The organism is Campylobacter lari subsp. lari, assembly GCF_013372185.1.
Classification (GTDB): domain Bacteria; phylum Campylobacterota; class Campylobacteria; order Campylobacterales; family Campylobacteraceae; genus Campylobacter_D; species Campylobacter_D lari.
This window is the reverse complement of sequence record NZ_CP053830.1, coordinates 1,492,295-1,513,347: the sequence shown is the minus strand read 5'-3', so window position 1 is coordinate 1,513,347 and position 21,053 is coordinate 1,492,295. Positions and strand designations below refer to the sequence as shown.

Below are 21,053 nucleotides of genomic sequence, written 5' to 3'. Positions count from 1 at the left end.
TATTTTTCTTATAAATTTATGATGTAAAACTTAAAATTCTAGCTTATTTTTTATAAAAAATGGTTAAAATTGTTCACATAAAAATTTAAATTTCACATCTATGTGAATAAAAAGGTGAAAAGTTTGAAAGTTTTAGGGATAGATCCTGGTTCTAGGTATTGTGGATACGCTATTGTAGAAAAGATTAATAATAAAAATCAACTCATAGAAGCAGGGCTAATCAAAATCAAACCCAATGATTTGCAATATCAAATCACAGAATTATGTGAAGGACTTGATCTAATCTTTAAAAATCATCAATTTGATGAGGTAGCTATAGAAGATATATTTTTTGCTTATAATCCAAAAACGGTTTTAAAACTAGCACAATTTAGAGGAGCGCTAAGTCTTAAAATTTTACAAATGCATGGAGAATTTGCAGAATACACGCCTTTGCAAGTTAAAAAAACCGTAACAGGTAAAGCAAAAGCTACAAAAGAGCAAGTTGCGTTTATGGTAAAAAGATTACTTGGAATTTCAAAAGATATCAAGCCACTTGATATTACTGATGCTATTGCGGTGGCTTTGACGCATTCAGCAAATTTGAGAGTGAAAAAGTGATTTTATTTTCCACTACCTATGAAATAAACTTCAACATCACGGAGTAATTTTTCACATACAGCTGAATCAGTGCTTTTTTCTACTACTAGGTTGATATGATTTTTAGTATCTCTAAAGCTTCCTGCTGATTTTGAATTTTTTAATTCTAATTTTTGATTATCTTTTAGGTATTTGATAGTGATTACAAACTTATGCGCTGCAGTTGCTTCACCTAGATTAGTTTCTATTAAAACATTCATATTAGATGCTTTTGCTAGAGTTGCTTGGGTTTTATTAATCACCTCTTTCATTCTTCTATTAAGTTCTAAAATTCTTGAAATGAATTTATTATCTATACTTTCAAATGCGATTTTTAGTTTATTCATGATTTCTTGATTGGTTGGTTTATCAGGAGCTACATATACCATATAAAGGCCGTTTTTAATATCAACTTTAGTGCTTTTTGTATCACGCCCACTACCAAAAATTTTAATATAAATGGCATTATCAAGATATACTCTATCTATCATAGGCCCGTAAATTTCATATTCTCTTTTTCTTACGATTACTTCTCTTGCGGCTACTTGAATTTTTACTGAACAATCATGAATTATAGGTTCCATTTCTTTTTTTATTTCAAGTAGTTCTTTAAGCATTTTCCATCCTTGTGATATTTTTATATAAATTATAACAAAAAAAAATTGAATTTTTTTGTTAATTTTAGTTTGTGATATTTTTATATATTTTTGCTTTTAAATTAAAAGTTTAAGGAAAAAAATGAAAATAAAAACTATAGTTTCAAGTTTAGTTTTAGCAAGTGCTTTATTTGCTGCAAATTCTCACCATGCTCATCATGGAGTTTCTGGAAGTATTTCATCACAAATCATGATGAGTATGCATGAACCCATGATGAAAAATCCTTTAGTACAAAGCAATGATATAGAAAGAGATTTTTTAGCTAATATGATCCCACATCATCAAGGTGCTATTGATTCTTCTAAGCTTTTGCTAGAACATACAAAAAGTGAAGAGATGAAAAAAATTGCTCAAAATATCATCAAAGCTCAAGAAAAAGAAATCCAAGAATTTCAAGAAATTCTAGATAAAAGTCTTTATACAAAAACTCAAATTGATGAAGAAACTTATAAAAAATTTGTTCAAGAAGAAAAAGAACTCATGCAAAAAATGATGATTTTAATGAGTTCGGTTAAAGAAAGCAAAAACATCAATAAAGACTTTCTAGAAGCGATGATAGCACATCATCAAGGTGCGGTAGATGCTTCAAAACAAATTTTATTTTATTCTAAAGACAAAACTATCACTGATATTGCTAAAAAAATTATCTTAGACCAAGAAAAAGAAATCCAAGAATTTACGAATTTGTTAAAGTATATGTAGTAAATTGATCAAAAGAAATAAAAAATGGTGGCTCCGATTGGACTTGAACCAACGACCACCACCATGTCAAGGTGGTGCTCTACCAACTGAGCTACGGAACCAAAAAATGAAAATTATATAAAAATATTTTTACATTGTGCTTAAAATCACTTTTTGACTTTTTTCATATCATTTAGCCATAAATCTAGCTGTGCTTCAAAACCTATGCCTTTACTATGATAAAATTTCAAATCTTTTTCTAGATATCTTTGCTTCACCCAGCCTCCAAAATCATGCGGATAAAGGTAGTTTTTTCTTTGTGGGTTGTTATTATCAAGATAAGGAAGTATTTTTAATGCAGGATTGTTTTGCACATAATTTAGCGCTTCATTTATAGCAAGATAGCTTGAGTTTGACTTAGGCGAACTTGCTAAAAATACCACACATTGAGCTAAGATGATCCTAGCTTCAGGATAGCCTATGTTTTTTACAGCTATTAATGTGCTTGTGGCCAAATTTAGTGCTTGAGGGTTTGCATTTGAGATATCTTCACTTGCAAATATCACTAATCTTCTAGCGATGAAATCAGCACTCTCACCCCCATCAATCAATCTTGCAAGATAATACAAACTCGCATCTACATCGCTTCCTCTTAAACTTTTTATCAAAGAACTTGCTAGCTTATAGTGTGTATCTTTGCTTGAAGTACCATCGCTTAAAACATTTGCTCTTAATTTTTTCAAAGTTTCAAGCGTGATATGAGTGCCATCTAAAGCCAAAGCAAACTCACATAAATTTAAAAAACTTCTTGCATCATTTGCACTAGAAGTGATTAAAAAATCTTTGGCATCATCATCGATTTTACATTGGAGTTTTTCTTGTACTTTTGTGGCAAGTTTTTCTAAGTCTTTATACTCTAAGCCTTTAAATTCAAAAAGCATACTTCTGCTTCTTATGCCTGAAGTTAAAGTAAAGTAAGGGTTTTCAGTGCTTGCACCTATGAAAAGGCATTTTTGATTTTCTAAAGGGATTAAAAGCATTTCTTGCTGGATTTTTGAAAGCCTATGCACCTCATCGATAAATATCAAAGGCTTATACAAAGAATTTTCATAATTACTTAGTATTTTTCTAAGCTCTTCAAGCTTAAAATTTCCACCATCAAATTCATAAAAGTCTAGTTTATACTCATATGCTATTGCTCTTGCAAAAGAAGTCTTCCCGCAACCTGCTGGGCCAAAAAATATACTATGAGGGAGTTTTGAAGCTTGTATGAATTTTTTAAAAATTTCTACTAAATTTTCTTGCCCTAAAACCTCATCTAAAGTTTTAGGACGAAAAGTTAAGCTTAAATTTGTCATTGTGGATTTATGATGAGTCTTTCACCATTAATGATAGTTGTAACATCACTTTTATTAGAATCATCATAAATAAAATCAAGCACATAAGAGCCGTTACTATCTACAAAATAAGTATCAAAATTTGCAAAATCAGGCCAAATTTGACTAGGAAGAATTTCAGTGTTTGCATGAAATTGGGATTTTATATTATTTTCAGTGAAAATAGTTTGCCCATTTGCATCAAATTTTTTACCTTCTTTTTCAAAGCTTAGATTATTTAAGATAATTTGCGGGTTTGCTTTTAAAAACTGACTTGCTAAAAGCATCATAGAAAAAATATCAGTATTTGAATTTTGTACTAAACTATCATAAGCTTTTTTGGAAAGATTATTAAAATTCATATCTAAATTAATATTATTTAATATAAAGTTTTCATTTGCAAGGTTAAATTTAGCTAAATCTAGTTTTAAAACACTATCATAATCATTTTGAGTATTTTGAGCTGTTTTTGCAAAAATTTTTAATTTATCAAAGTCAAAAGTAATAGAACTTATAAAATTAGCACTATCAATGCTTATATTTTGCTCACTATTTCTACTAGGATTAAAGATATTGTTAAAACTAAGTTTTTCTAAAGGAAATTCAGAAATTTTAATATTTTTTGCTTCGAATTTTTCTTCACGAGATAATTGATCCAATAAAACATAACCTAGGTTAAGTTCCATATTTTTTACAAATTCCTCAGAACCTATAATCTTAAAAGATGTATTATTTAATACTAAATTTGTATCATTGCGGGTAAAATTAATATCATTTATTTTTGCGTTGATGTTAATGTCTCCGCCTTTTACACTAACTAAGATTTTAAAGATTTCTTCATTTGGGAAAATACCTTTTAAGTCTTCATTTTCATTTAAAATAGAAACAATAGCATTATTACTTGCAAAAAAATTATTGGAAAAATCTATATTTACTTTAAAAGTGTAAGGCAAGTCATTCAGTGTAGCTATAAAACTTCCTTTGGAATTTAAAAGTCCTTTGGTATAGTTAGCATCTTCAACGCTGTAATATATTGTATCTTGACTCATTTGAGCAAATATTTTTTCATTGATAGAGTTAATGTAAGAAGCTGAGGCAAAAAATCCTATAGCTAGTAAAACTACTACTACAACCCCTGCGATGGTTTTTTTCATTCATTTTCCTTAAGTGAAATTTTAAAAATTATATATTTTTATTACTAACTAATGTTTATAAAATTCTCACATTTATACATTACTTAACTTTTTTTCTTATAATTGCACTATTTAAAATCAAAGGTAAAAAAATGAAACTTTTTGGAACAGATGGAGTACGTGGTAAAGCAGGGGAATTTTTGGATTCGTTTTTAGCGATGCGTTTGGCTATGGCTGCTGGAATTTATTTTAAAGATAAAGCTCTTACGAATAATATTTTAGTGGGAAAAGATACAAGAAGAAGTGGCTATATGATAGAAAATGCCATAGTTTCAGGACTTACTTCTATAGGGTATAATGTCATAGAAATAGGTCCTATGCCAACTCCTGCAATTGCATTTTTAACAGAAGATATGAGATGTGATGCAGGTATTATGATATCAGCTTCGCATAATCCTTACTATGATAATGGGATTAAATTTTTTGATGCACACGGCAATAAACTTGATGAGCAAGCAGAGGCTAAGATAGAAGAAATTTATTTTAATGATAAACTCATAGAAGAAGCAAGAACTACAAAATCACAAATTGGCCAAGCAAAAAGAATTGATGATGTTATAGGAAGATATATTGTTTCTATTAAAAACTCATTTCCAAAAGAGCTTACTTTAAAATCTTTACGTGTTGTATTAGATGTGGCTCATGGAGCTTCTTATAAAGTAGCGCCAACGGTTTTTAGAGAGCTTGGCGCAGATGTTATTGTGATAAATGATAAGCCCAATGGTTTAAATATCAATGAAAATTGCGGGGCTTTACATCCTTTAAATTTAGCTTTGGAAGTAAAGAAATTTAGAGCAGATGTGGGCTTTGCCTTTGATGGAGATGCGGATCGTTTGGTTGTTGTGGATGAAAAAGGCGAAGTAGCTCATGGAGATAGTCTTTTAGGAGTTTTGGCTTTATTTTTGAAAAAACAAGGCAAATTAAAATCAAGCGTAGTAAGCACTATAATGAGTAATGGTGCTTTAAAAGAGTTTTTAACCAAGTACAAAATTCCACATGAAACTTGCAATGTAGGTGATAAATACGTTTTAGAAAAATTAAAAGAATGTGGTGGAAATTTTGGTGGCGAGCAAAGTGGGCATATTATTTTTAGTGACTATGCAAAAACTGGAGATGGTTTGGTAGCTGCTTTGCAATTTAGCGCTTTAATGCTTAGTGAAGCAAAAAGTGCAAGTGAAATTTTAAATCAAGTTAAGCCTTATCCTCAACTTTTACATAATCTTAAAATTTCAGAGAAAAAAGACTTAAGCAAGCTTGCAGGCTTGGAAGAATTAAAAAAAGATTTAGAAAAAAAAGGAATTGCTAGTTTGTTTAGATATTCAGGGACTGAAAATTTGATAAGATTGTTGCTTGAAGCAAAAGATATTAAGCTTTTAGAAAAAGAAATGAAAGTTGTGGAAAGCTTTTTTATGAAAGCGTTGAATGCTTAAAATTTTGCCTTTAAAATTTTGCCTTGTTTTTGCTTTAGTTTTTATACTAGATCAAGCAAGTAAGTATTTATTTTTACAAGGGCTTGAGTATAAGGGTGAATTTTTTGATTTAGTTTTAACCTATAATACCGGTGTGGCTTTTTCAATGTTTGCATTTTTAGGAGAATATTTAAAATATATACAACTTGTTTTTATTTTGGCTTTGTTTGGGTATTTACTTTATCAAAAAGAGTTTTTTAAAACCCATCTTATAGCTTTTGCCATTATGCTATCTGCTGGGTGTTCAAATTTACTTGATCGCTTTGTGCATATAGGTGTGGTGGATTTTGTATTTTGGCATAAGTGGTTTGAATTTGCTGTGTTTAATTTTGCTGATGTGATGATTAACATTAGCGTAGCTTTGATTTTAATAAAAGAAATTTTTAATAAAAAAGGAGAAAAATGTTAGATTTTTTGAATGAATGGTATTTATGGATTAAAATGGTGCATTATTTGGCTTTTGTTTCATGGATGGCTGGAATGTTTTATTTGCCAAGACTTTTTGTCTATCATACAGAGCATAAAGACAATAAAGGCTTTGTGGAAGTGGTGAAAATTCAAGAAAGAAAATTGTATTTTTATATCCAAACTCCTGCGATGATAGCTACTGCAATCACTGGAAGTTTAATGATGATGGCTAATAAAGATGTATTAATGGTAGGTGGATATATGCATGCTAAATTAACCTGCGCTTTACTTTTAATCATTTATCATTTGCAAAATTATTATTATTATAGACAACTTCAAAATGATACTTGCCAAAAAAGTGGAAAATTCTTTAGAGCTTATAATGAAATTCCAACGATATTATTTATTATCATCGCGATAATGATGGTAGTAAGACCATTTTAATAAAAAGCCTTTTTAAGGCTTTTTATCCTTTAAACTCCATACTTTTAAAATCAAGTGGATCAACATTTTCTTGCATGATATTAATGCGTTCTTTATCTTGTAAGCGTTTATCATCTCTAAATACAGCTCGCACTAAATCCATACCCGTATAAAAATCTTTCATCAAAACCATAAATAAATAACGTCCAAATTCGCTTGTGTATAAGGTATTGTTTTCTTTTTTTATGGCTTTACTTAGTTTAAGCCCTAAAAGCTCTATAAAAAGGTCTTTTTCTAAATCACATTTTAAGGTTTTGTTAAATTTATCAATTTCGATTTTACCAGTAAACATTTCAGTTAAAAAGACATATTTGATGATTTCTTTTTTACTAAAATTAGCTTTAGCAATATTTGCATTTTGCTTTTCTTTGATGAGTTTAGAATAATCATTTAAGTTAAAAGCATTGATTAAAAGCTCCCCATCTAAAAAGCTAAAAGCCCCACTTCCCACGCCTAAATACTCATGATGGCTACTTACATACTCATCATTAAAACTGCTTTTTTCTAAAGAAAACGACCATGCATTGTTTCTTTCATAATCTTTGAAAAAATCTATGATGATTTTATAAAATTCAAACTCATTATCTTTAAAACTCACTCCTAAAGTTTTTGCGATATTATCTTTGGTTAAATTTGATTTCATTAAAGGATAAGTTGTGATTTGTTGAGGTTTTAAGCTTTTGGCTATTTTTAAATCATTGAGTAATTGTTCTTTGGTTTGAGAAGGAAAATTAAAAATCAAATCTATACTCATGATAGGAAGCACACCTATAGCTTTAGAAAGTTTTTCTTGCAGTTCTTTGCTTGAGCCAAATTTATGATATCTTGCTACTTTTTTTAAAGTATCATCATCAAAACTTTGTATACCACAACTTAAGCGATCAATGAGTCCTTTAAATATTTCAAGTTTTTTTGGGTCAATATGGTTTGGATCACTTTCGCAAGAAATTTCTTTGATGTTGAATAATTTTTTACAAAGCTCTAAGGTTTTAGCAAGCTCTTCTTCATTGATTAAGGTAGTGCCACCACCAACATACATAGAAGTAAAATCAAACCCTTTATCTTTAATTTGTTTAATTTCTTCTCTTAAACTTTCAAAATACTTCTTTGCTAAATTTTCATCATAATAGTATTTGTGAAAGCTACAATATGGGCAAAAAGTATGACAAAATGGCACATGAGCATAGAGCATATAAGTTTTTTCTTTATTTACTTTTTTTTCTTGTCCATTTTTTAAAAGTTTTACATCAAAGCCATTTTCTAAAGATTTTTGCATAGCTTTGTGTGAATAAGAAAGTGCTAAATTTTGTAAAAAATTCATATTTTTCCTAAAAATTTCATTTTGTAGTTATTTAAAAAAGACTATAATTGTATCATATTTTTATTAAAGGCTTTATAATGAAAAATATTTTTATGGCATTTTTTGTATTTTTACTAGGGCTTATAAGTGTGTCAAATTCTGCACCTTTAGATGAAATTTTCCAAGATGTCAATGTTTCAGGCAGTATGCGTTATCGTTTTGAACATAATAGCCCAAAAGATAGAGGAAATAATAATTTTAATCAAAGAATTCAAATTCAAATGCATTAACAACTAAGTTTTAAACTTAGTTGTTATAAAAGTTTTCTTTTAAGTTTTTTTCCATAGCTTCGATGTTTTCTTTTGATTCTTCTTTAGCGTTAAATCCTCCACCAAAAGCTTTCATAACATCTACGATAGAATTTGCAAGCTCATAAGATGAGTTAGTATAAGAAAGCTTAGCATTTAAGTAGTTTCTTTGATCTTGTAAAAAATCAGCTAAATTGATCATGCCATTTTCATATCTTAAGGTAGAAATTTCATAAATTTTACTTTGAGCTAGAAATAAATTTTTATAATTTTGCTCATTTTCATAATAGCTTTGACGGTTAAATAAAGCAAGTCTTATTTCTCCAAAAGCTGTTTTTAAGGTATTTTCATATTGTAAAAAAGCTTCATCTTTAGTAAGTTTTGCGATATTAACATTATTCATAATCTCACCCCAATGAAAAATCGGCATTGCAAAATTTCCAGCTACATTCCAAGTATTGCTTCCATGTTTGACTAAAAGATCTAAGTCATTACTTTGAAAGCCCAAAAGTCCTGTTAAAGAAAGGTTTGGTAAAAATGCAGTTCTAGCTACTCCAACAAGATAATTTTTTTCTTCTAAAATTTTTAAACTAGCTTGTACATCAGGTCTTTGAAGTAAAATTTCACTACCAATGCCCTCAGGTATGCTAAGTTCGTATTGTCCTATTTTTTTATACTCTATGCTATTATAAAGTATATCATCAATATCATTTGAAGTTAAGATTTTTAAAGCCTTGGTATTAGCTTCTTTTTGGATTTTAGCATTTGTGAGTAAAACTCTTGAATTTTCAAGCTCAGCTTTAAATTTATTAAGCTCATATTCACTAATTACTCCGAGTTTAAAATGCTCTAATTTTAACTCATAAGTTTTTTGATAACTTTGAACGCTTTCTTCTAAAATTTTTACTTGCTCGCTTAAACTTGCTAGATTAAAATAAGTTTTTACTACATTAGAAATTAAGCTTAATCTCGCACTTTCATAATCAAACTCACTAGCTTGTAATTTTGCTTTTGAAGCGCCATAGCCATCTCTATATTTGCCCCATAAATCTACTTCATAGCTTAAATTTAAACCCATATTAAAATCATTACCATAGACAAAATCATTGCTTTTATTGCTTGGAGCGTTAATACTAGTTTTTGCTCTTGCTCCACTAGCACTTCCATCAAGTTTAGGGAGCAAATCACTTCTTGCTATACCTAAAGCCTCATAAGCTTTTTGTAAATTTATATATGCAATTTGCAAATCATTGTTATTTTTTAAAGCTTGTTCAACCAAGATGTTTAAATAATTATCATCAAATGTTTTCCACCATTGTTTATTAATGCTAATATTTTGATCTAAACTTTTAGTGTAATTTACATCTTTAATTTCTAAATTTGGTTTTAAACTGCAAGCTGTTATTAAAAAACAACTCACTAACACTATTAATTTATGCATGTTTTTTACCTCTTTTTTCATCAAGCCATTTGTTGAAACTTTCTAAAATATAAAAGAATAAAGGCACAAAAAATATTGCCACAGTTGAGGCTGCTATCATGCCACCTACAACTCCTGTTCCTATAGCATGGCGACTTGCGCTTCCTGCTCCATAAGCAAACACTAAAGGTAAAATTCCGCAAATAAAAGCTAAAGAAGTCATTACTATAGGTCTAAATCTTAATTTTGCTGCGCTAATTGCTGCATCAAAGATACTTTTGCCTTTTTTAAGATGCTCTTCCATAGCAAATTCAACAATCAAAATAGCATTTTTAGCAGAAAGTCCTATTAAGAGTAAAAGCCCTGTTTGGAAATATATGTCATTGTCTATGCCTCTTAGCCATACAAAAAGCAAAGAACCAAAAACAGCAAAAGGAACCGCTGTTATAACAGCTAAAGGCATGAGCCATCTTTCATATTGAGCTGCTAGAATTAAAAATACAAATAAAAGCCCTAGTGCAAATGCTATTTGCCCAGCACCACTACTTGTAACTTCTTGGTAAGCTGATCCTGACCATGCTATGCTATATTCTTCACCTAGTGTTTCTTTTGCGACTTGCGCGATAGCATCAATAGCTTGTCCTGAGGTATATCCTGGTGCAGGATCACCTTGAACTAGCGCTGATGGGAATAAATTAAAACGTTTTACATCATCAGGCCCAACGCTTCTTGTTAGAGTTAAAACACTATCAAGGGCTACCATTGAGCCATCATTTGCTCTAACAAAAATATTTTTTAAGGCATTTTGAGTATTTCTAAAATCTCCAATGGCACTGATATTAACGCGGTAATTTTTTCCAAGCATAGAAAAATCATTTACATAATAAGTCCCTATAGTAGCATTAAGTGTACTAAATACATCATTTAAGTTAAGTCCATAAAGTTTTACTTTATCACGGTCAATTTCAAGTTTTAACTGAGGAAAATTAGTATCTAGCGTTGTTCTAACATTGCTAAGTTCTGGGCGTTTGTTTGCTGCATCTACTAATTTATTTACATCAGCTTGAATCTCATCATAACTTTTACCACCACGATTTTGAGCATACATTTCAAAACCACCGGTTAAACTTAGACCTTGAATTGGAGGAGGATTAACAAAAAATGATTGAAAATTAGGATTTAAATAATATTGTTTATTGTATGTTCCTGTAATGTCAAAACTACTAACGCTTCTTTCACTCCAATCTTTTAAATTTACAAACATTGCTCCAGAATTTTCTTTTAAAGAGCCTGTGAAAAGATCATATCCTATAAGACCAACTATATTTTCAATATTTTCATTTTTACCAAGTTGTTCTGCTAGGGTATCCATTGCTTGAGTTGTTCTATTTAGTGATGAAGCTGCTGGTAAGTTTACTACCGATAAAAAGCTTCCTTGATCTTCATTTGGAACTAATGAATGTGGAACGATTTTAAATAATCCTAACAAGGCTATTAAAAATATAAAAAACACTAATACAAATCGCACAACTCTTTTTAGCATATAAGCAACACCAGCTCCAAAAACTTCTATAGACCAGTCAAAAATGTCGTTGAATTTTTTTACTATATAAAAAGGTTTGCTTTCATTTCTTCTTAGGAAAATTGCACATAATGATGGGGTTAGTGTTAAAGCCACAAAGCCTGAAATTGTCACAGAAACCGCAAGAGTTATGGCAAATTGTCTTTGAATTTCTCCAACAAAACCTGATATAAAAGAAACAGGGATAAATACCGCACAAAGCACAAGCACTATAGAAACAACAGGTGCAGCAACTTCTTCCATAGCTTGTATAGCCGCATCTTTTATACTAATGTTTTCATCTTCATGTATGATTCTATCTATATTTTCTACCACAATAATCGCATCATCAACCACAATACCAATGGCCAAAACCAAAGCAAAAAGTGTAAGCAGATTAATACTAAAACCTAAGACATAAAGACCTGCAAATGTTCCTAAAACAGATACAGGCACAGCAATCATAGGTATGATAGTTGAGCGGAAATTTTTTAAGAATAGATACATTACTATTACAACAAGGATTAATGCTTCAAAAAATGTTTTTATAACTTCTTGGATTGAAGCTTTGATAAACAAAGTGGTGTCATAAGGAACTTTATAAGCTAAGCCCTCAGGAAAGCTCTTTGATAATTCTTCAAATTTAGCTTTTACTAATTCAGCTGTATTTACAGCGTTTGCGCCTGTTTGTAAGAATATAAGTATAGGTGTAGCATTGTTTCCATTTAATCTACCATTAAAGGTATATTCTCTTGATCCTAGTCCCACTTCAGCTACATCTTTTAATCTCAAAAAAGAACCATCACTATTTGTTCTTAAAATGATATTTTCAAATTCTTTGGCATTTTTTAATCTACCTTGCATAGTAACTGAGTACACATAAGGAGAGCGCTCTACCACGGGCTCTTGTCCTATTTTACCAGTAGCATATTGAGCATTTTGCTCCCTAACTGCTGCAATAACATCGGTTGCAGTAACTTGGTATTTGTTTAATAAATCAGGATTAAGCCAAATTCTCATAGAATAATTTCTTGACCCAATGGCTACAGCATTTCCTACACCAGGAACTCTTGCAAGATCATCTAAAATGTTTAATGCGGCGTAGTTGTATACTTCTAATTCATCCATAGAACCATCTGGAGAATATAAACTTGCAACTGCTAATATACTAGAGCCAGTTTTTCTTACGCTAACTCCAGTTTTTTTAACATCCTCAGGAAGTTTTGCCATAGCAGCTGAAATTCTATTATTAACATCAACTGTTGCTTGATCAGGATCTGTGCCTATATTAAAATAAACACTTAAACTCATATCACCTGAAGAGCTTGAGGTTGAATCCATATAAATCATATTTTCAACCCCATTAATCGCATCTTCAAGAGGTATAGCAACAGTTTGTGCAACGGTTTGTGCATCAGCACCTGAGTAAGTAGCGCTTACTTTAACAACAGGAGGAGTTAGGGCAGGGTATTGTTCTACGGGTAAAGAATAAAGCCCTATAATACCTGCTAAAGAAATTATAATAGCAACAACAGAAGCAAATACAGGTCTTTCTATAAAGAATTTAGAAAACATTATTTATTCTCCATTACACTAACGCTTGCACCAGGACGGATCTTTTTGAAATTATTTAAAATCACTTTATCGCCATTTTTTAAGCCCTTATCAATGATTGCTTTATCTGAAGTTTGAAAGATTACATTAACGATAGTCTTAACTACTTTTCCATCTACTAAAGTATAAACATAAGTAGCACTATCATCTTGTAAAAGTGCAATTTGAGGAATTTCAAAGCCATTTTTTTGAACAAAACCACCAACATGGACATTTGCAAAAGAACCAGGCATTAAATTTGAGTTATTGTTGTCAAAAATAGCTTTCGCTTTTACTCCGCCACTGTTTGTATCTATAACACTATCTATAAAATATAATTTTCCATTAAAAAGTTCACCGCCAACATTAGCTTGTACTTGGATATTGTCTAATTGCCAATTACCATTTTTTATATTTTTATTCATACTAATTTTGTCAACATCAGAAATATAAAAGTCTGCAAAGATGGGATTGATATTAGTAATACGCACAAGCTCAGTTGATGAAGCATTTACATAATCGCCTACATCCATTAGTGCATCACCTAAAACTCCATCAAATGGAGCGCTTACTACAGTGTATTTTAAATCTAATCTAGTATTGGCAAGTTTTGCTCTAGCGCTTTCTAAATTTGCTTTTGCTGAATTAAATTTGGCTAAACTTGCATCAAATTCTTTTTGTGAAATAGCATTTTTTTCTATTAGAATTTGATCTCTTTTGAAATTTTTTTCAGCATCATCAAAATTTGCTCTTGCGACTAAAGCGTCTCCATAGGCCATATTTACACTTGCTTGATATTTATCAGGCTCTATAAGAAAAAGTTTATCGCCTTTTTTAACAGCTTGGCCACTTTTGAAATATTTTGCTTTGATTTCACCACTTACTTTAGGTTTGATTATCACATCTAAATCCGTGCTTAATCTTGCAGGATAAGTAAATTCTAAAGGTAAATTAGCACTTTGCATAGTCATAATATTTACAGGTTGAGGAGGGAGTTGTTTAACTTGTGCATTTTTATCATCTGAACATGCTACAAATATAAGCGAAGCACAAGCTAGAGTTAAAAGTTTTGTTTTCATTGGTTTCCTTAAATTATTTATTTAGCTAAAAAAGTAATTTATATTACAAAATTTTTATGATTACTATTCTATCAATCTTTGGTTAATTAAAATTAACAACACCTTGAGTAAAAAGCTTAACAACTTTTTTTGCATGATTTTCTTGCTCTTTTTTACTCATTAAAACCTTGTTTTCAAAAGTACTTTGTATAAAAAAGGTTCCCCTAAGCATAGCACAAAATGTATAGCTTAAAAATTCAGCATTTTTAGCTAAATTTTCATTATTTTCTTCTTCAAATCTTTTTTGAAGTACATATTCTACCTCTTTTCTATTACCCCCTTTAAACCATTTTCCAAAATCAAATTTTTCATTGTAAATTTCAGAATATAAAAGTCTTACTATGGCTATGGTTTTAGCATCATTGAAAATCCCCAAATAAGCTTTAGCAAACTGATGTAGAAATTCTTCTAAATTCGCATTGGGTGAAAGTTGCATATTTTTATTTAAAATAGCTAGAAAATGATTTTCTGCAAAGTCATTCAAAACCGCTTCAAATAAACCTTCTTTGCTTTTAAAATGCTCGTATACGCAAGAAAATGAACCACCAGCTTGCTTGATAATATCTTTAAGATTAGTTGCTTCGTAGCCGTTTTCTAAAAACGACTCCGCAGCAATTTGTTTGATTTTTTCAAGTCTTGCTTGAGATTTCGAAGAAAGTTTTTTTATCATCGGTGTTTTTTGTGCTCTATAATTGAGTTTTTAGGATAGACAAAATTACTCTCTCTTGTGATTATGATATTTTTATCATCAAGCGAGTATGCTTTAATAGTTAAAGGTATTACGGTATCTTTTCTATCATTATCAGCTAGTTTTTTGGTAGCTTTTAGTACAACTATTTGTTTGTCTTTTTCTCCAGCTTTTAATTTAAAAGGTTTTTTTGGTCTAATGATTTCTAAACCATCATCAATGCCTTGTAATTTCACATCAAAATAATACTCATGGGCTTTATTATCAGTGTTTTGGAATAAAAATACATAAGCATTACTAATAATTAATTCTCCATCATGTGCTTTTCTAATTTGATAAAGCTCACTAGAGCGATTAATATTTAAAAGCATATTTTCTTTTTTACTTCCCATTAAAACTAAGGCTGCAAAAACACCACATAAAACTACTAAATATCCGATAGTTCTAAATCTGAAATATTTTACCTTCTCTCTTGTTTCAATAGCTTTTGCACTAGTCCAATTAATCAAACTAGGACGATCAAATTTAGCTTGAATTTTTGAACAAGCATCAGCGCATTCAAGACAATTAATACACTCAAGTTGCATTCCAGCTCTTATATCTATATGTGTAGGACAAATTTTTACACAGGCTTCACATCCTATACACTCACCTTGTGGTGGTTTTTGGTAAAGTTTAGTATGTCCATCATAAATCACTCCACCTCTTTTTTCATCATAAATTACTTGAACGGTATTATTATCAAACATTACAGATTGAATTCTTGCATAAGGACACACATAAACACAAAATTTTTCACCCAAATACACTATATCAAAAGTAAAGGCTAAAGAAGCACAAATTAAAATTCCCAAAAGCAATAAATGATCAGCAGGGTTTTGAATATATACAAAAAAATCTTCAGGTGGTACAAAATACCATAAAAAAGCACTCATCATTAATAGAGAAAAAAGATAAAAAATCACAATGCTTAAAGCTTTTTTAATAAAAAATCCATCTACTTGTTTTTGTTTGTTTGCAGTGCTTTTGTGTATTTTAAAGATTTTTGTTTGCAATAAATCTCTATAAATAACTCTAGCAATGGTTTGAGGACAACTCCATGCACACCATACTCTTCCAGCTAATGTCGTAACAAAAAGTATAGTTAAAAACATACCCATAATAAGAAATGGCATTAAATAAAGCTCTTGGGTGTCAAAAGCTATAAAAAATAAATTAAGTTTTTTATGATCAAAACTTAATAAAAAGAAATGATTTCCATTGATTTTGATAAAAGGTAAAGCAATGAAAACAACCATAGAAATGATATAAGCTATATATCTTTTCTTAGTATAATTAGTAATACAGGCATTCATTTTGGATTTCCTTTAAAATATTTTTTTAATTGTAGTACTAGAAAAATTAAACCAAACTTTGTCTTAATTAAGAATTTATATTTAATTTTTATTTATGCAATTATTACAAAAATAAATTTTATTTTCAAGTAAAATTATGGTATAATCAAAGGTTTCAAAATTTTTAATGAAAGGTGGTGAGGGTCGTGCCAGGAATCAAGGTACATCCTAACGAGTCTTTTGATGAAGCGTATAGAAAATTCAAAAAACAAGTAGATAGAAATCTAGTTGTTACTGAAGTTCGTGCAAGAAGATTTTTTGAGCCTATGACTGAAATTCGTAAAAAACAAAAAATTTCAGCTCGCAAAAAAATGCTTAAAAGACTTTATATGCTTAGACGCTACGAGTCAAGACTCTAATACCAAAAAAGCCGAATTTTCGGCTTTTCTTCGATTAAATTCTTATGTTTCTTTGGATTTTACTCATTCATTTTTTTGGACTTATTTTACCCGGGCCTGATTTTTTCTTAATAAGCTCTTATGCTTTAAGAGGGGGTATGAAAAGTGCTTTAAAGGCAAGTTTGGGTGTGAGTTTGGCTATGAGTGTTTGGATTATACTTTCTATACTTGGTTTAAGTGCAATTTTTTATCAATTTCCATTTTTGCAAATTATTTTATCAAGCTTTGGAGCTTGTTATCTTTTGTATTTAGCTTATGGGATTTATAAAAATGCAAAAATAGGTAATATAAAAGTTCAAAAAGCTCATATATCTGCATTTTTAAGTGGCGTTATAACAAATTTATCGAATCCAAAAGCTATTTTTTACTTTGCTAGTGTTTTTGCAAGTTTTGATTTTACAAAAATACAATGGATGTTGGTAATTTTAGTGTTTGTTTTGATTTTAGAAACTATAATTTATTTTGCTTTAATTTCTTTTTTATTTTCAAAATCTTTTATGGTAAAAATTTATCAAAAGAATTTAAAACTTATTGATTATTTAAGTTCTTTTGTATTTTTTGCTTTTGCTGTGTTTATTTTAAGTAGTAATTTAATGATTATGATAAATTAAAGCAATTAATTTTTATTAATACTTTTTTTGTTAAAATCTTATTAAGTTAAACTTATAAATTTAGGAAAGATTATGAAACATATTAAAACTATACTTAAGCTTGGCATGATAAGTGGTATTGCTGCTATAAGTGGCGGTGCTTTAAGTGCATGCAGTAATAATACAAATGATTCTAACAATAATGCATTAAGTCAAGCAGCAAATACTCAAGGTGCTTTTGTTATTATAGAAGAGACCGCTCCAAATCAATATAAAATCAAAGATCAATTTCCAAGCGATGAAACTAGAGTGGTTTTAAAACAGCTTGATGGCACAGAAAGAGTTTTAAGTAAAGAAGAAATGGATAAATTAATCCAAGAAGAAGCTGCTAAAATAGACAATGGAACTTCAAATTTAACAAATCCAAATAACAACAATGCTTCTATGAGTAGCGGTGGTCTTTCTTTGGGTGAGACATTGCTTGCTAGTGCGGCTGGAGCTATACTTGGTAGCTGGATAGGATCAAAACTTTTTAATAATCAAAATTTTACAAATCAACAAAGAGGGGCATTTTCAAATCAAAGTGCTTATCAAAGAAGTGTGAATAGTTTTAACAAAGCAGGCACAAATACTGCTTCAAGCTCAAATGCTAAAAAGTCAGGCTTTTTTGGTGGCGGTTCTAAGGCTACTTCAAGTTCTTCTAGCTCTTTTGGATCTTAAGGATAAAAAATGGAATTTTTAAAAGTAAATCCTTTAGAAAAATCATATTTAGATCAAATTGGTTTTTCATGGCATACAGATAATGATGGAAGTGATTATTTAGATTCTAATTTAGTATGTGTTAGTGAAAATGAAGCAAATGCTTATTATGAAGCAGTAAATGAACTTTATGATATGTTTGTAGCTGCTGCGCAAGAAGTTATAGATAATAATCGCTTTGATGAGCTTGGAATTCCTTTTAATTTAATAGATGCTATTAAAATGAGCTGGGAAAATGATGTGCATTGGCATTTATATGGAAGATTTGATTTAGCAGGTGGACTTGACGGTAAACCTATAAAATTGATAGAATTTAACGCTGATACTCCAACTTCTTTATTTGAAAGCGCTATTTTGCAATGGGCTATTTTAAAACAAAATAATTTTGATGAAAGCTCACAATTTAACAATATATACGAAGCTTTAAAAGACAATTTTAAAAGACTTATCACTTTAGAAGAAGATGTAAGTGAATTTGAAAAATATTATGAGGGTTGGAAGATATTATTTTCTTCAATTGCAGGTAGCGATGAGGATATGATTACAACCAAACTTTTAGCGCACATTGCTAGTGAAGCAGGTTTTGAGAGTGAGTTTTCTTTTATAGATGAAGTAGAGTTTTCGCCTGAAGGTGTTTTTAAAAATGATGTAAATTTTGAGTATTTTTTCAAACTCATTCCTTGGGAGAGTATAGCCATAGAAGAAGGCGAGCTTGCTATGCTTTTGACTCAAATTATGCAAAATCAAAAAGCAATCATTTTAAATCCTGCTTATACTTTACTTTTTCAAAGTAAGGGTATAATGAAAATTTTATGGGAGCTTTATCCAAATCATCCTTTATTGCTTGAAACAAGCAATGAGCCTTTAGTGGGCAAAAAATGCGTTAAAAAGCCTGTTTTTGGTAGAGAAGGGGCTAATGTTTCTATTATAGAATCTAATGGAGATGTGAGTTTTCAAACAAATGGGGATTACCAAAACAATCGTTTTGTATATCAAGAATTTGCAGAATTTAACAAAAATGAAAATGATTATTATCAAGCAGGAGTTTTCTTTGCTTATGAGGGCTGTGGTTTAGGTTTTAGAAAAGGCGGTTTGGTGCTTGATAATTATTCTAAATTTGTAGGGCATATAGTAAAAGATTAATGAAAATAGTATGTTTAGATGCTGCTACCTTAGGTGGAGCAGATTTAACGGCTTTTGAAAGTCTTGGTGAGTTTGTAAGCTATGATTTAACTTCTAAAGATGAGGTTATTGTAAGAATAGCTAATGCGCAAGTTGTGATGATAAATAAAATCATCATTGATAAAGAAGTAATTGATAACACTAATCTAAAGCTTATTTTACAACTTGGTACTGGGGTAAATAATATAGATGTAGCTTATGCAAATTCTAAAGGTATAGTGGTAAAAAATGCCGCTAGTTATTCTACAAAAAGTGTTTTAAGCCATACCTTTGCTTTGCTTTTTGCTTTTTTAAATCAAATTCCATATTATGATAAATGGAGCAAAGAAGGCAAATGGTGTGAGAGTAAAATGTTTTGTGATTTTAGCAAGACTTTGCATACTTTAACCGGTAAAAAACATGGTATTATAGGACTTGGAGCTATAGGTAAAGAAGTAGCTAAGGTTTCTCAAATGTTTGGTTCTAAAATTTGTTATTATTCTACTTCAGGGACTAATAATAATGATGAATATGAAAAAGTAAGCCTTGAAGAGCTTTTAAAAACTTGTGATGCAATTAGCATACATGCGCCTTTAAATGATAAGACAAAAAATTTATTAAGCAAGAAAGAATTAATGCTTTTAAAAGATGAGGCTATTTTGATTAATGTGGGACGCGGTGGAATCATCAATGAAGCAGATTTAGCTCAAGTTATGAATGAGAAAAATATCAAAGTAGGGCTTGATGTGCTTGAAATAGAACCTATGATTAAAAATCATCCTTTGCTTAGTATAAAAAATAAAGAAAATTTAATTATCACTCCACATGTTGCATGGGCAAGTGAAGAATCCATACAAAATTTAATCCAAATTGTATTTAATAATCTTAAGGAGTTTATAGAAAATGGCAAGTGAACATAGTTTTGATATTAGCGGGGAAATTGACAAACAAGAGTTAAAAAATGCCCTAGAGCAAGCCAAAAAAGAGCTTGATAGTAGATATGATTTAAAAGGCATTAAAAGCGAAATTGAACTAAATGAAAAAGAAAGTGTTTATAAACTTATTTGCTCTAGCGAAGCAAAGCTTGAAGTGTTAAAAGATATTGTTATTTCAAAGCTTATTAAAAGAGGGATAAATCCAGCGGGCATTAAGGAGTTAAATAGAGAAAGTGGAGCAAATTTTAGATTGAATTTAAAAGTTAATGATGCCATTGATACTGATAGTGCTAAAAAAATCAACAAAGCCATAAAAGATAGCAAGCTAAAGGTAACTTCAAGTATTAGAGGTAATGAAATTCGCGTAGTTGGTAAGCAAATTGATGATTTACAAAGCGTGATGAAAATAGTAAAAGAACTCAATTTAGAACTTAATCTTAGTTTTAAAAATCTTAAATGAAAAATTTACTTCAAATAGTTTTTTTGTGTTTTGTGTGCGTTTTTTTAAGCTCTTGTGCTTTAAAAAGCAAAACACAAGCACAAAGTGCTTATATTGTTTTAAAAACCTCTCAATTTAAATTTGCTGATTATGGTTTTTTATATGAGGGAAAAAATTTTACAAGTTTAGAGCTTTATAGCGCTTCTAAAGCCTTACTTGAATTAAAAATTAGCGATAAAATTTGCGTTAATGGCATATGCTATGCAAAAACTTTTTTTAATAAAAGATTTTTTAATAATGAATATTATGATGATTTTTTACAAGATCTAGTCTATAAAAGACCTATTTTTTATGGAAAAAATAAGCAAATCACCTCTTGTGGTTTTACTCAAAAGATTATAGGCAAAAATTATGATATTTTTTATGAGGTTTGTGATAAAAACATGAATTTTAGTGATAAAAAATCTAAAATCAAATTTAGTATAAAATCAATATAAAGGAAAA

The 21,053-nt window shown here is 29.8% G+C and carries 22 protein-coding genes and 1 tRNA gene; 13 read left to right on the top strand and 10 right to left on the bottom strand.

Annotation, left to right across the window (positions count from 1 at the left end):
• Positions 1-123 precede the first annotated feature (123 nt).
• Entirely contained in the window at positions 124-600 is a 477-nt protein-coding gene (gene ruvC / locus CLLT_RS07870) for a crossover junction endodeoxyribonuclease RuvC (protein WP_015906705.1), read from the top strand.
• Between the two features lie 2 nt (positions 601-602).
• On the opposite strand, the gene CLLT_RS07865 is transcribed toward ruvC, so the two are convergent.
• Positions 603-1,235: a hypothetical protein gene (locus tag CLLT_RS07865; protein ID WP_015906704.1), complete on the bottom strand. Its 633-nt coding sequence runs from the start codon at positions 1,233-1,235 to the stop codon at positions 603-605.
• Positions 1,236-1,356: 121 nt separating this feature from the next.
• Between CLLT_RS07865 and CLLT_RS07860 the strand changes: the two genes are divergently transcribed.
• A complete protein-coding gene (locus CLLT_RS07860; RefSeq protein ID WP_015906703.1) occupies positions 1,357-1,977 on the top strand; it encodes a DUF305 domain-containing protein in 621 nt (206 codons plus the stop codon).
• 25 nt (positions 1,978-2,002) lie between these two features.
• Here the strand turns inward: CLLT_RS07860 and CLLT_RS07855 are convergent.
• The 3 genes from CLLT_RS07855 to CLLT_RS07845 form a co-directional block, all read right to left on the bottom strand.
• Positions 2,003-2,078 (bottom strand) — tRNA-Val (locus CLLT_RS07855).
• Positions 2,079-2,123: 45 nt separating this feature from the next.
• Entirely contained in the window at positions 2,124-3,314 is a 1,191-nt protein-coding gene (locus tag CLLT_RS07850; protein WP_074692281.1) for a replication-associated recombination protein A, read from the bottom strand.
• A complete protein-coding gene (locus tag CLLT_RS07845) occupies positions 3,311-4,486 on the bottom strand; it encodes a YdgA family protein (RefSeq protein ID WP_074692284.1) in 1,176 nt (391 codons plus the stop codon). The genes CLLT_RS07850 and CLLT_RS07845 overlap by 4 nt, the downstream gene beginning before the upstream one ends.
• A gap of 131 nt (positions 4,487-4,617) precedes the next feature.
• Between CLLT_RS07845 and glmM the strand changes: the two genes are divergently transcribed.
• Genes glmM through hemJ form a run of 3 tightly spaced genes read left to right on the top strand, consistent with a single transcriptional unit; the run spans position 4,618 to position 6,846 of the window.
• Positions 4,618-5,955 carry a phosphoglucosamine mutase gene (glmM, locus tag CLLT_RS07840; RefSeq protein WP_074692286.1) on the top strand — a complete coding sequence of 446 codons (1,338 nt, stop codon included), beginning with the start codon at positions 4,618-4,620 and terminating at the stop codon, positions 5,953-5,955.
• Positions 5,948-6,403, top strand: coding sequence for a signal peptidase II (lspA, locus tag CLLT_RS07835; protein WP_074692289.1), 456 nt, complete (start codon positions 5,948-5,950; stop codon positions 6,401-6,403). Before glmM ends, lspA begins: the two co-directional genes overlap by 8 nt.
• Positions 6,397-6,846: a protoporphyrinogen oxidase HemJ gene (gene hemJ, locus CLLT_RS07830; RefSeq protein ID WP_039627278.1), complete on the top strand. Its 450-nt coding sequence runs from the start codon at positions 6,397-6,399 to the stop codon at positions 6,844-6,846. The genes lspA and hemJ overlap by 7 nt, the downstream gene beginning before the upstream one ends.
• Before the next feature lie 22 nt (positions 6,847-6,868).
• Here hemJ and CLLT_RS07825 read toward each other — a convergent pair whose 3' ends face one another.
• Entirely contained in the window at positions 6,869-8,206 is a 1,338-nt protein-coding gene (locus CLLT_RS07825) for a coproporphyrinogen III oxidase family protein (protein ID WP_074692291.1), read from the bottom strand.
• Positions 8,207-8,283: 77 nt separating this feature from the next.
• On the opposite strand from CLLT_RS07825, the gene CLLT_RS07820 reads away from it, so the two are divergent.
• Positions 8,284-8,475 (top strand): mini-MOMP protein, encoded by a 192-nt coding sequence (locus CLLT_RS07820; protein WP_041570306.1) that lies wholly within the window; start codon positions 8,284-8,286, stop codon positions 8,473-8,475.
• A gap of 16 nt (positions 8,476-8,491) precedes the next feature.
• Here CLLT_RS07820 and CLLT_RS07815 read toward each other — a convergent pair whose 3' ends face one another.
• From CLLT_RS07815 to ccoG, 5 genes are all read right to left on the bottom strand, one after another.
• A complete protein-coding gene (locus CLLT_RS07815) occupies positions 8,492-9,934 on the bottom strand; it encodes an efflux transporter outer membrane subunit (RefSeq protein WP_074692307.1) in 1,443 nt (480 codons plus the stop codon).
• Entirely contained in the window at positions 9,927-13,049 is a 3,123-nt protein-coding gene (locus CLLT_RS07810; protein WP_012662241.1) for an efflux RND transporter permease subunit, read from the bottom strand. The genes CLLT_RS07815 and CLLT_RS07810 overlap by 8 nt, the downstream gene beginning before the upstream one ends.
• Complete coding sequence (locus CLLT_RS07805) at positions 13,049-14,146, bottom strand: efflux RND transporter periplasmic adaptor subunit (RefSeq protein WP_074692294.1); 1,098 nt, start codon at positions 14,144-14,146, stop codon at positions 13,049-13,051. Before CLLT_RS07805 ends, CLLT_RS07810 begins: the two co-directional genes overlap by 1 nt.
• An 82-nt stretch (positions 14,147-14,228) precedes the next feature.
• Complete coding sequence (locus tag CLLT_RS07800) at positions 14,229-14,855, bottom strand: TetR/AcrR family transcriptional regulator (RefSeq protein ID WP_012662239.1); 627 nt, start codon at positions 14,853-14,855, stop codon at positions 14,229-14,231.
• Positions 14,852-16,228: a cytochrome c oxidase accessory protein CcoG gene (gene ccoG / locus CLLT_RS07795; protein ID WP_070255840.1), complete on the bottom strand. Its 1,377-nt coding sequence runs from the start codon at positions 16,226-16,228 to the stop codon at positions 14,852-14,854. Before ccoG ends, CLLT_RS07800 begins: the two co-directional genes overlap by 4 nt.
• Before the next feature lie 185 nt (positions 16,229-16,413).
• Between ccoG and rpsU the strand changes: the two genes are divergently transcribed.
• The 7 genes from rpsU (at position 16,414) to CLLT_RS07760 (ending at position 21,046) form a co-directional block, all read left to right on the top strand.
• Complete coding sequence (gene rpsU, locus CLLT_RS07790; protein ID WP_002780697.1) at positions 16,414-16,626, top strand: 30S ribosomal protein S21; 213 nt, start codon at positions 16,414-16,416, stop codon at positions 16,624-16,626.
• Between the two features lie 44 nt (positions 16,627-16,670).
• A complete protein-coding gene (locus tag CLLT_RS07785) occupies positions 16,671-17,276 on the top strand; it encodes a LysE family transporter (protein ID WP_070255843.1) in 606 nt (201 codons plus the stop codon).
• A 72-nt stretch (positions 17,277-17,348) separates the two neighbouring features.
• On the top strand, positions 17,349-17,975 hold the full coding sequence (locus tag CLLT_RS07780) for a UPF0323 family lipoprotein (protein ID WP_012662236.1): 627 nt from the start codon (positions 17,349-17,351) through the stop codon (positions 17,973-17,975).
• 9 nt (positions 17,976-17,984) lie between these two features.
• Positions 17,985-19,157 carry a glutathionylspermidine synthase family protein gene (locus CLLT_RS07775; RefSeq protein ID WP_012662235.1) on the top strand — a complete coding sequence of 391 codons (1,173 nt, stop codon included), beginning with the start codon at positions 17,985-17,987 and terminating at the stop codon, positions 19,155-19,157.
• Entirely contained in the window at positions 19,157-20,089 is a 933-nt protein-coding gene (locus CLLT_RS07770; RefSeq protein ID WP_012662234.1) for a D-2-hydroxyacid dehydrogenase, read from the top strand. The genes CLLT_RS07775 and CLLT_RS07770 overlap by 1 nt, the downstream gene beginning before the upstream one ends.
• Positions 20,079-20,570, top strand: coding sequence for a YajQ family cyclic di-GMP-binding protein (locus CLLT_RS07765; protein WP_012662233.1), 492 nt, complete (start codon positions 20,079-20,081; stop codon positions 20,568-20,570). The genes CLLT_RS07770 and CLLT_RS07765 overlap by 11 nt, the downstream gene beginning before the upstream one ends.
• Entirely contained in the window at positions 20,567-21,046 is a 480-nt protein-coding gene (locus tag CLLT_RS07760) for a hypothetical protein (protein WP_070255845.1), read from the top strand. The genes CLLT_RS07765 and CLLT_RS07760 overlap by 4 nt, the downstream gene beginning before the upstream one ends.
• Positions 21,047-21,053: the final 7 nt, after the last annotated feature.

What these genes read in the sequence shown, in the direction of transcription:
- CLLT_RS07865 (WP_015906704.1), bottom strand. Translation starts at nt 1,235, where the DNA reads ATGCTTAAAGAACTACTTGAAATAAAAAAAGAAATGGAACCTATAATT.
- CLLT_RS07860 (WP_015906703.1), top strand. Translation starts at nt 1,357, where the DNA reads ATGAAAATAAAAACTATAGTTTCAAGTTTAGTTTTAGCAAGTGCTTTA.
- CLLT_RS07850 (WP_074692281.1), bottom strand. Translation starts at nt 3,314, where the DNA reads ATGACAAATTTAAGCTTAACTTTTCGTCCTAAAACTTTAGATGAGGTT.
- CLLT_RS07845 (WP_074692284.1), bottom strand. Translation starts at nt 4,486, where the DNA reads ATGAAAAAAACCATCGCAGGGGTTGTAGTAGTAGTTTTACTAGCTATA.
- glmM (WP_074692286.1), top strand. Translation starts at nt 4,618, where the DNA reads ATGAAACTTTTTGGAACAGATGGAGTACGTGGTAAAGCAGGGGAATTT.
- lspA (WP_074692289.1), top strand. Translation starts at nt 5,948, where the DNA reads ATGCTTAAAATTTTGCCTTTAAAATTTTGCCTTGTTTTTGCTTTAGTT.
- hemJ (WP_039627278.1), top strand. Translation starts at nt 6,397, where the DNA reads ATGTTAGATTTTTTGAATGAATGGTATTTATGGATTAAAATGGTGCAT.
- CLLT_RS07825 (WP_074692291.1), bottom strand. Translation starts at nt 8,206, where the DNA reads ATGAATTTTTTACAAAATTTAGCACTTTCTTATTCACACAAAGCTATG.
- CLLT_RS07820 (WP_041570306.1), top strand. Translation starts at nt 8,284, where the DNA reads ATGAAAAATATTTTTATGGCATTTTTTGTATTTTTACTAGGGCTTATA.
- CLLT_RS07815 (WP_074692307.1), bottom strand. Translation starts at nt 9,934, where the DNA reads ATGCATAAATTAATAGTGTTAGTGAGTTGTTTTTTAATAACAGCTTGC.
- CLLT_RS07810 (WP_012662241.1), bottom strand. Translation starts at nt 13,049, where the DNA reads ATGTTTTCTAAATTCTTTATAGAAAGACCTGTATTTGCTTCTGTTGTT.
- CLLT_RS07805 (WP_074692294.1), bottom strand. Translation starts at nt 14,146, where the DNA reads ATGAAAACAAAACTTTTAACTCTAGCTTGTGCTTCGCTTATATTTGTA.
- CLLT_RS07800 (WP_012662239.1), bottom strand. Translation starts at nt 14,855, where the DNA reads ATGATAAAAAAACTTTCTTCGAAATCTCAAGCAAGACTTGAAAAAATC.
- ccoG (WP_070255840.1), bottom strand. Translation starts at nt 16,228, where the DNA reads ATGAATGCCTGTATTACTAATTATACTAAGAAAAGATATATAGCTTAT.
- CLLT_RS07785 (WP_070255843.1), top strand. Translation starts at nt 16,671, where the DNA reads ATGTTTCTTTGGATTTTACTCATTCATTTTTTTGGACTTATTTTACCC.
- CLLT_RS07780 (WP_012662236.1), top strand. Translation starts at nt 17,349, where the DNA reads ATGAAACATATTAAAACTATACTTAAGCTTGGCATGATAAGTGGTATT.
- CLLT_RS07775 (WP_012662235.1), top strand. Translation starts at nt 17,985, where the DNA reads ATGGAATTTTTAAAAGTAAATCCTTTAGAAAAATCATATTTAGATCAA.
- CLLT_RS07770 (WP_012662234.1), top strand. Translation starts at nt 19,157, where the DNA reads ATGAAAATAGTATGTTTAGATGCTGCTACCTTAGGTGGAGCAGATTTA.
- CLLT_RS07765 (WP_012662233.1), top strand. Translation starts at nt 20,079, where the DNA reads ATGGCAAGTGAACATAGTTTTGATATTAGCGGGGAAATTGACAAACAA.
- CLLT_RS07760 (WP_070255845.1), top strand. Translation starts at nt 20,567, where the DNA reads ATGAAAAATTTACTTCAAATAGTTTTTTTGTGTTTTGTGTGCGTTTTT.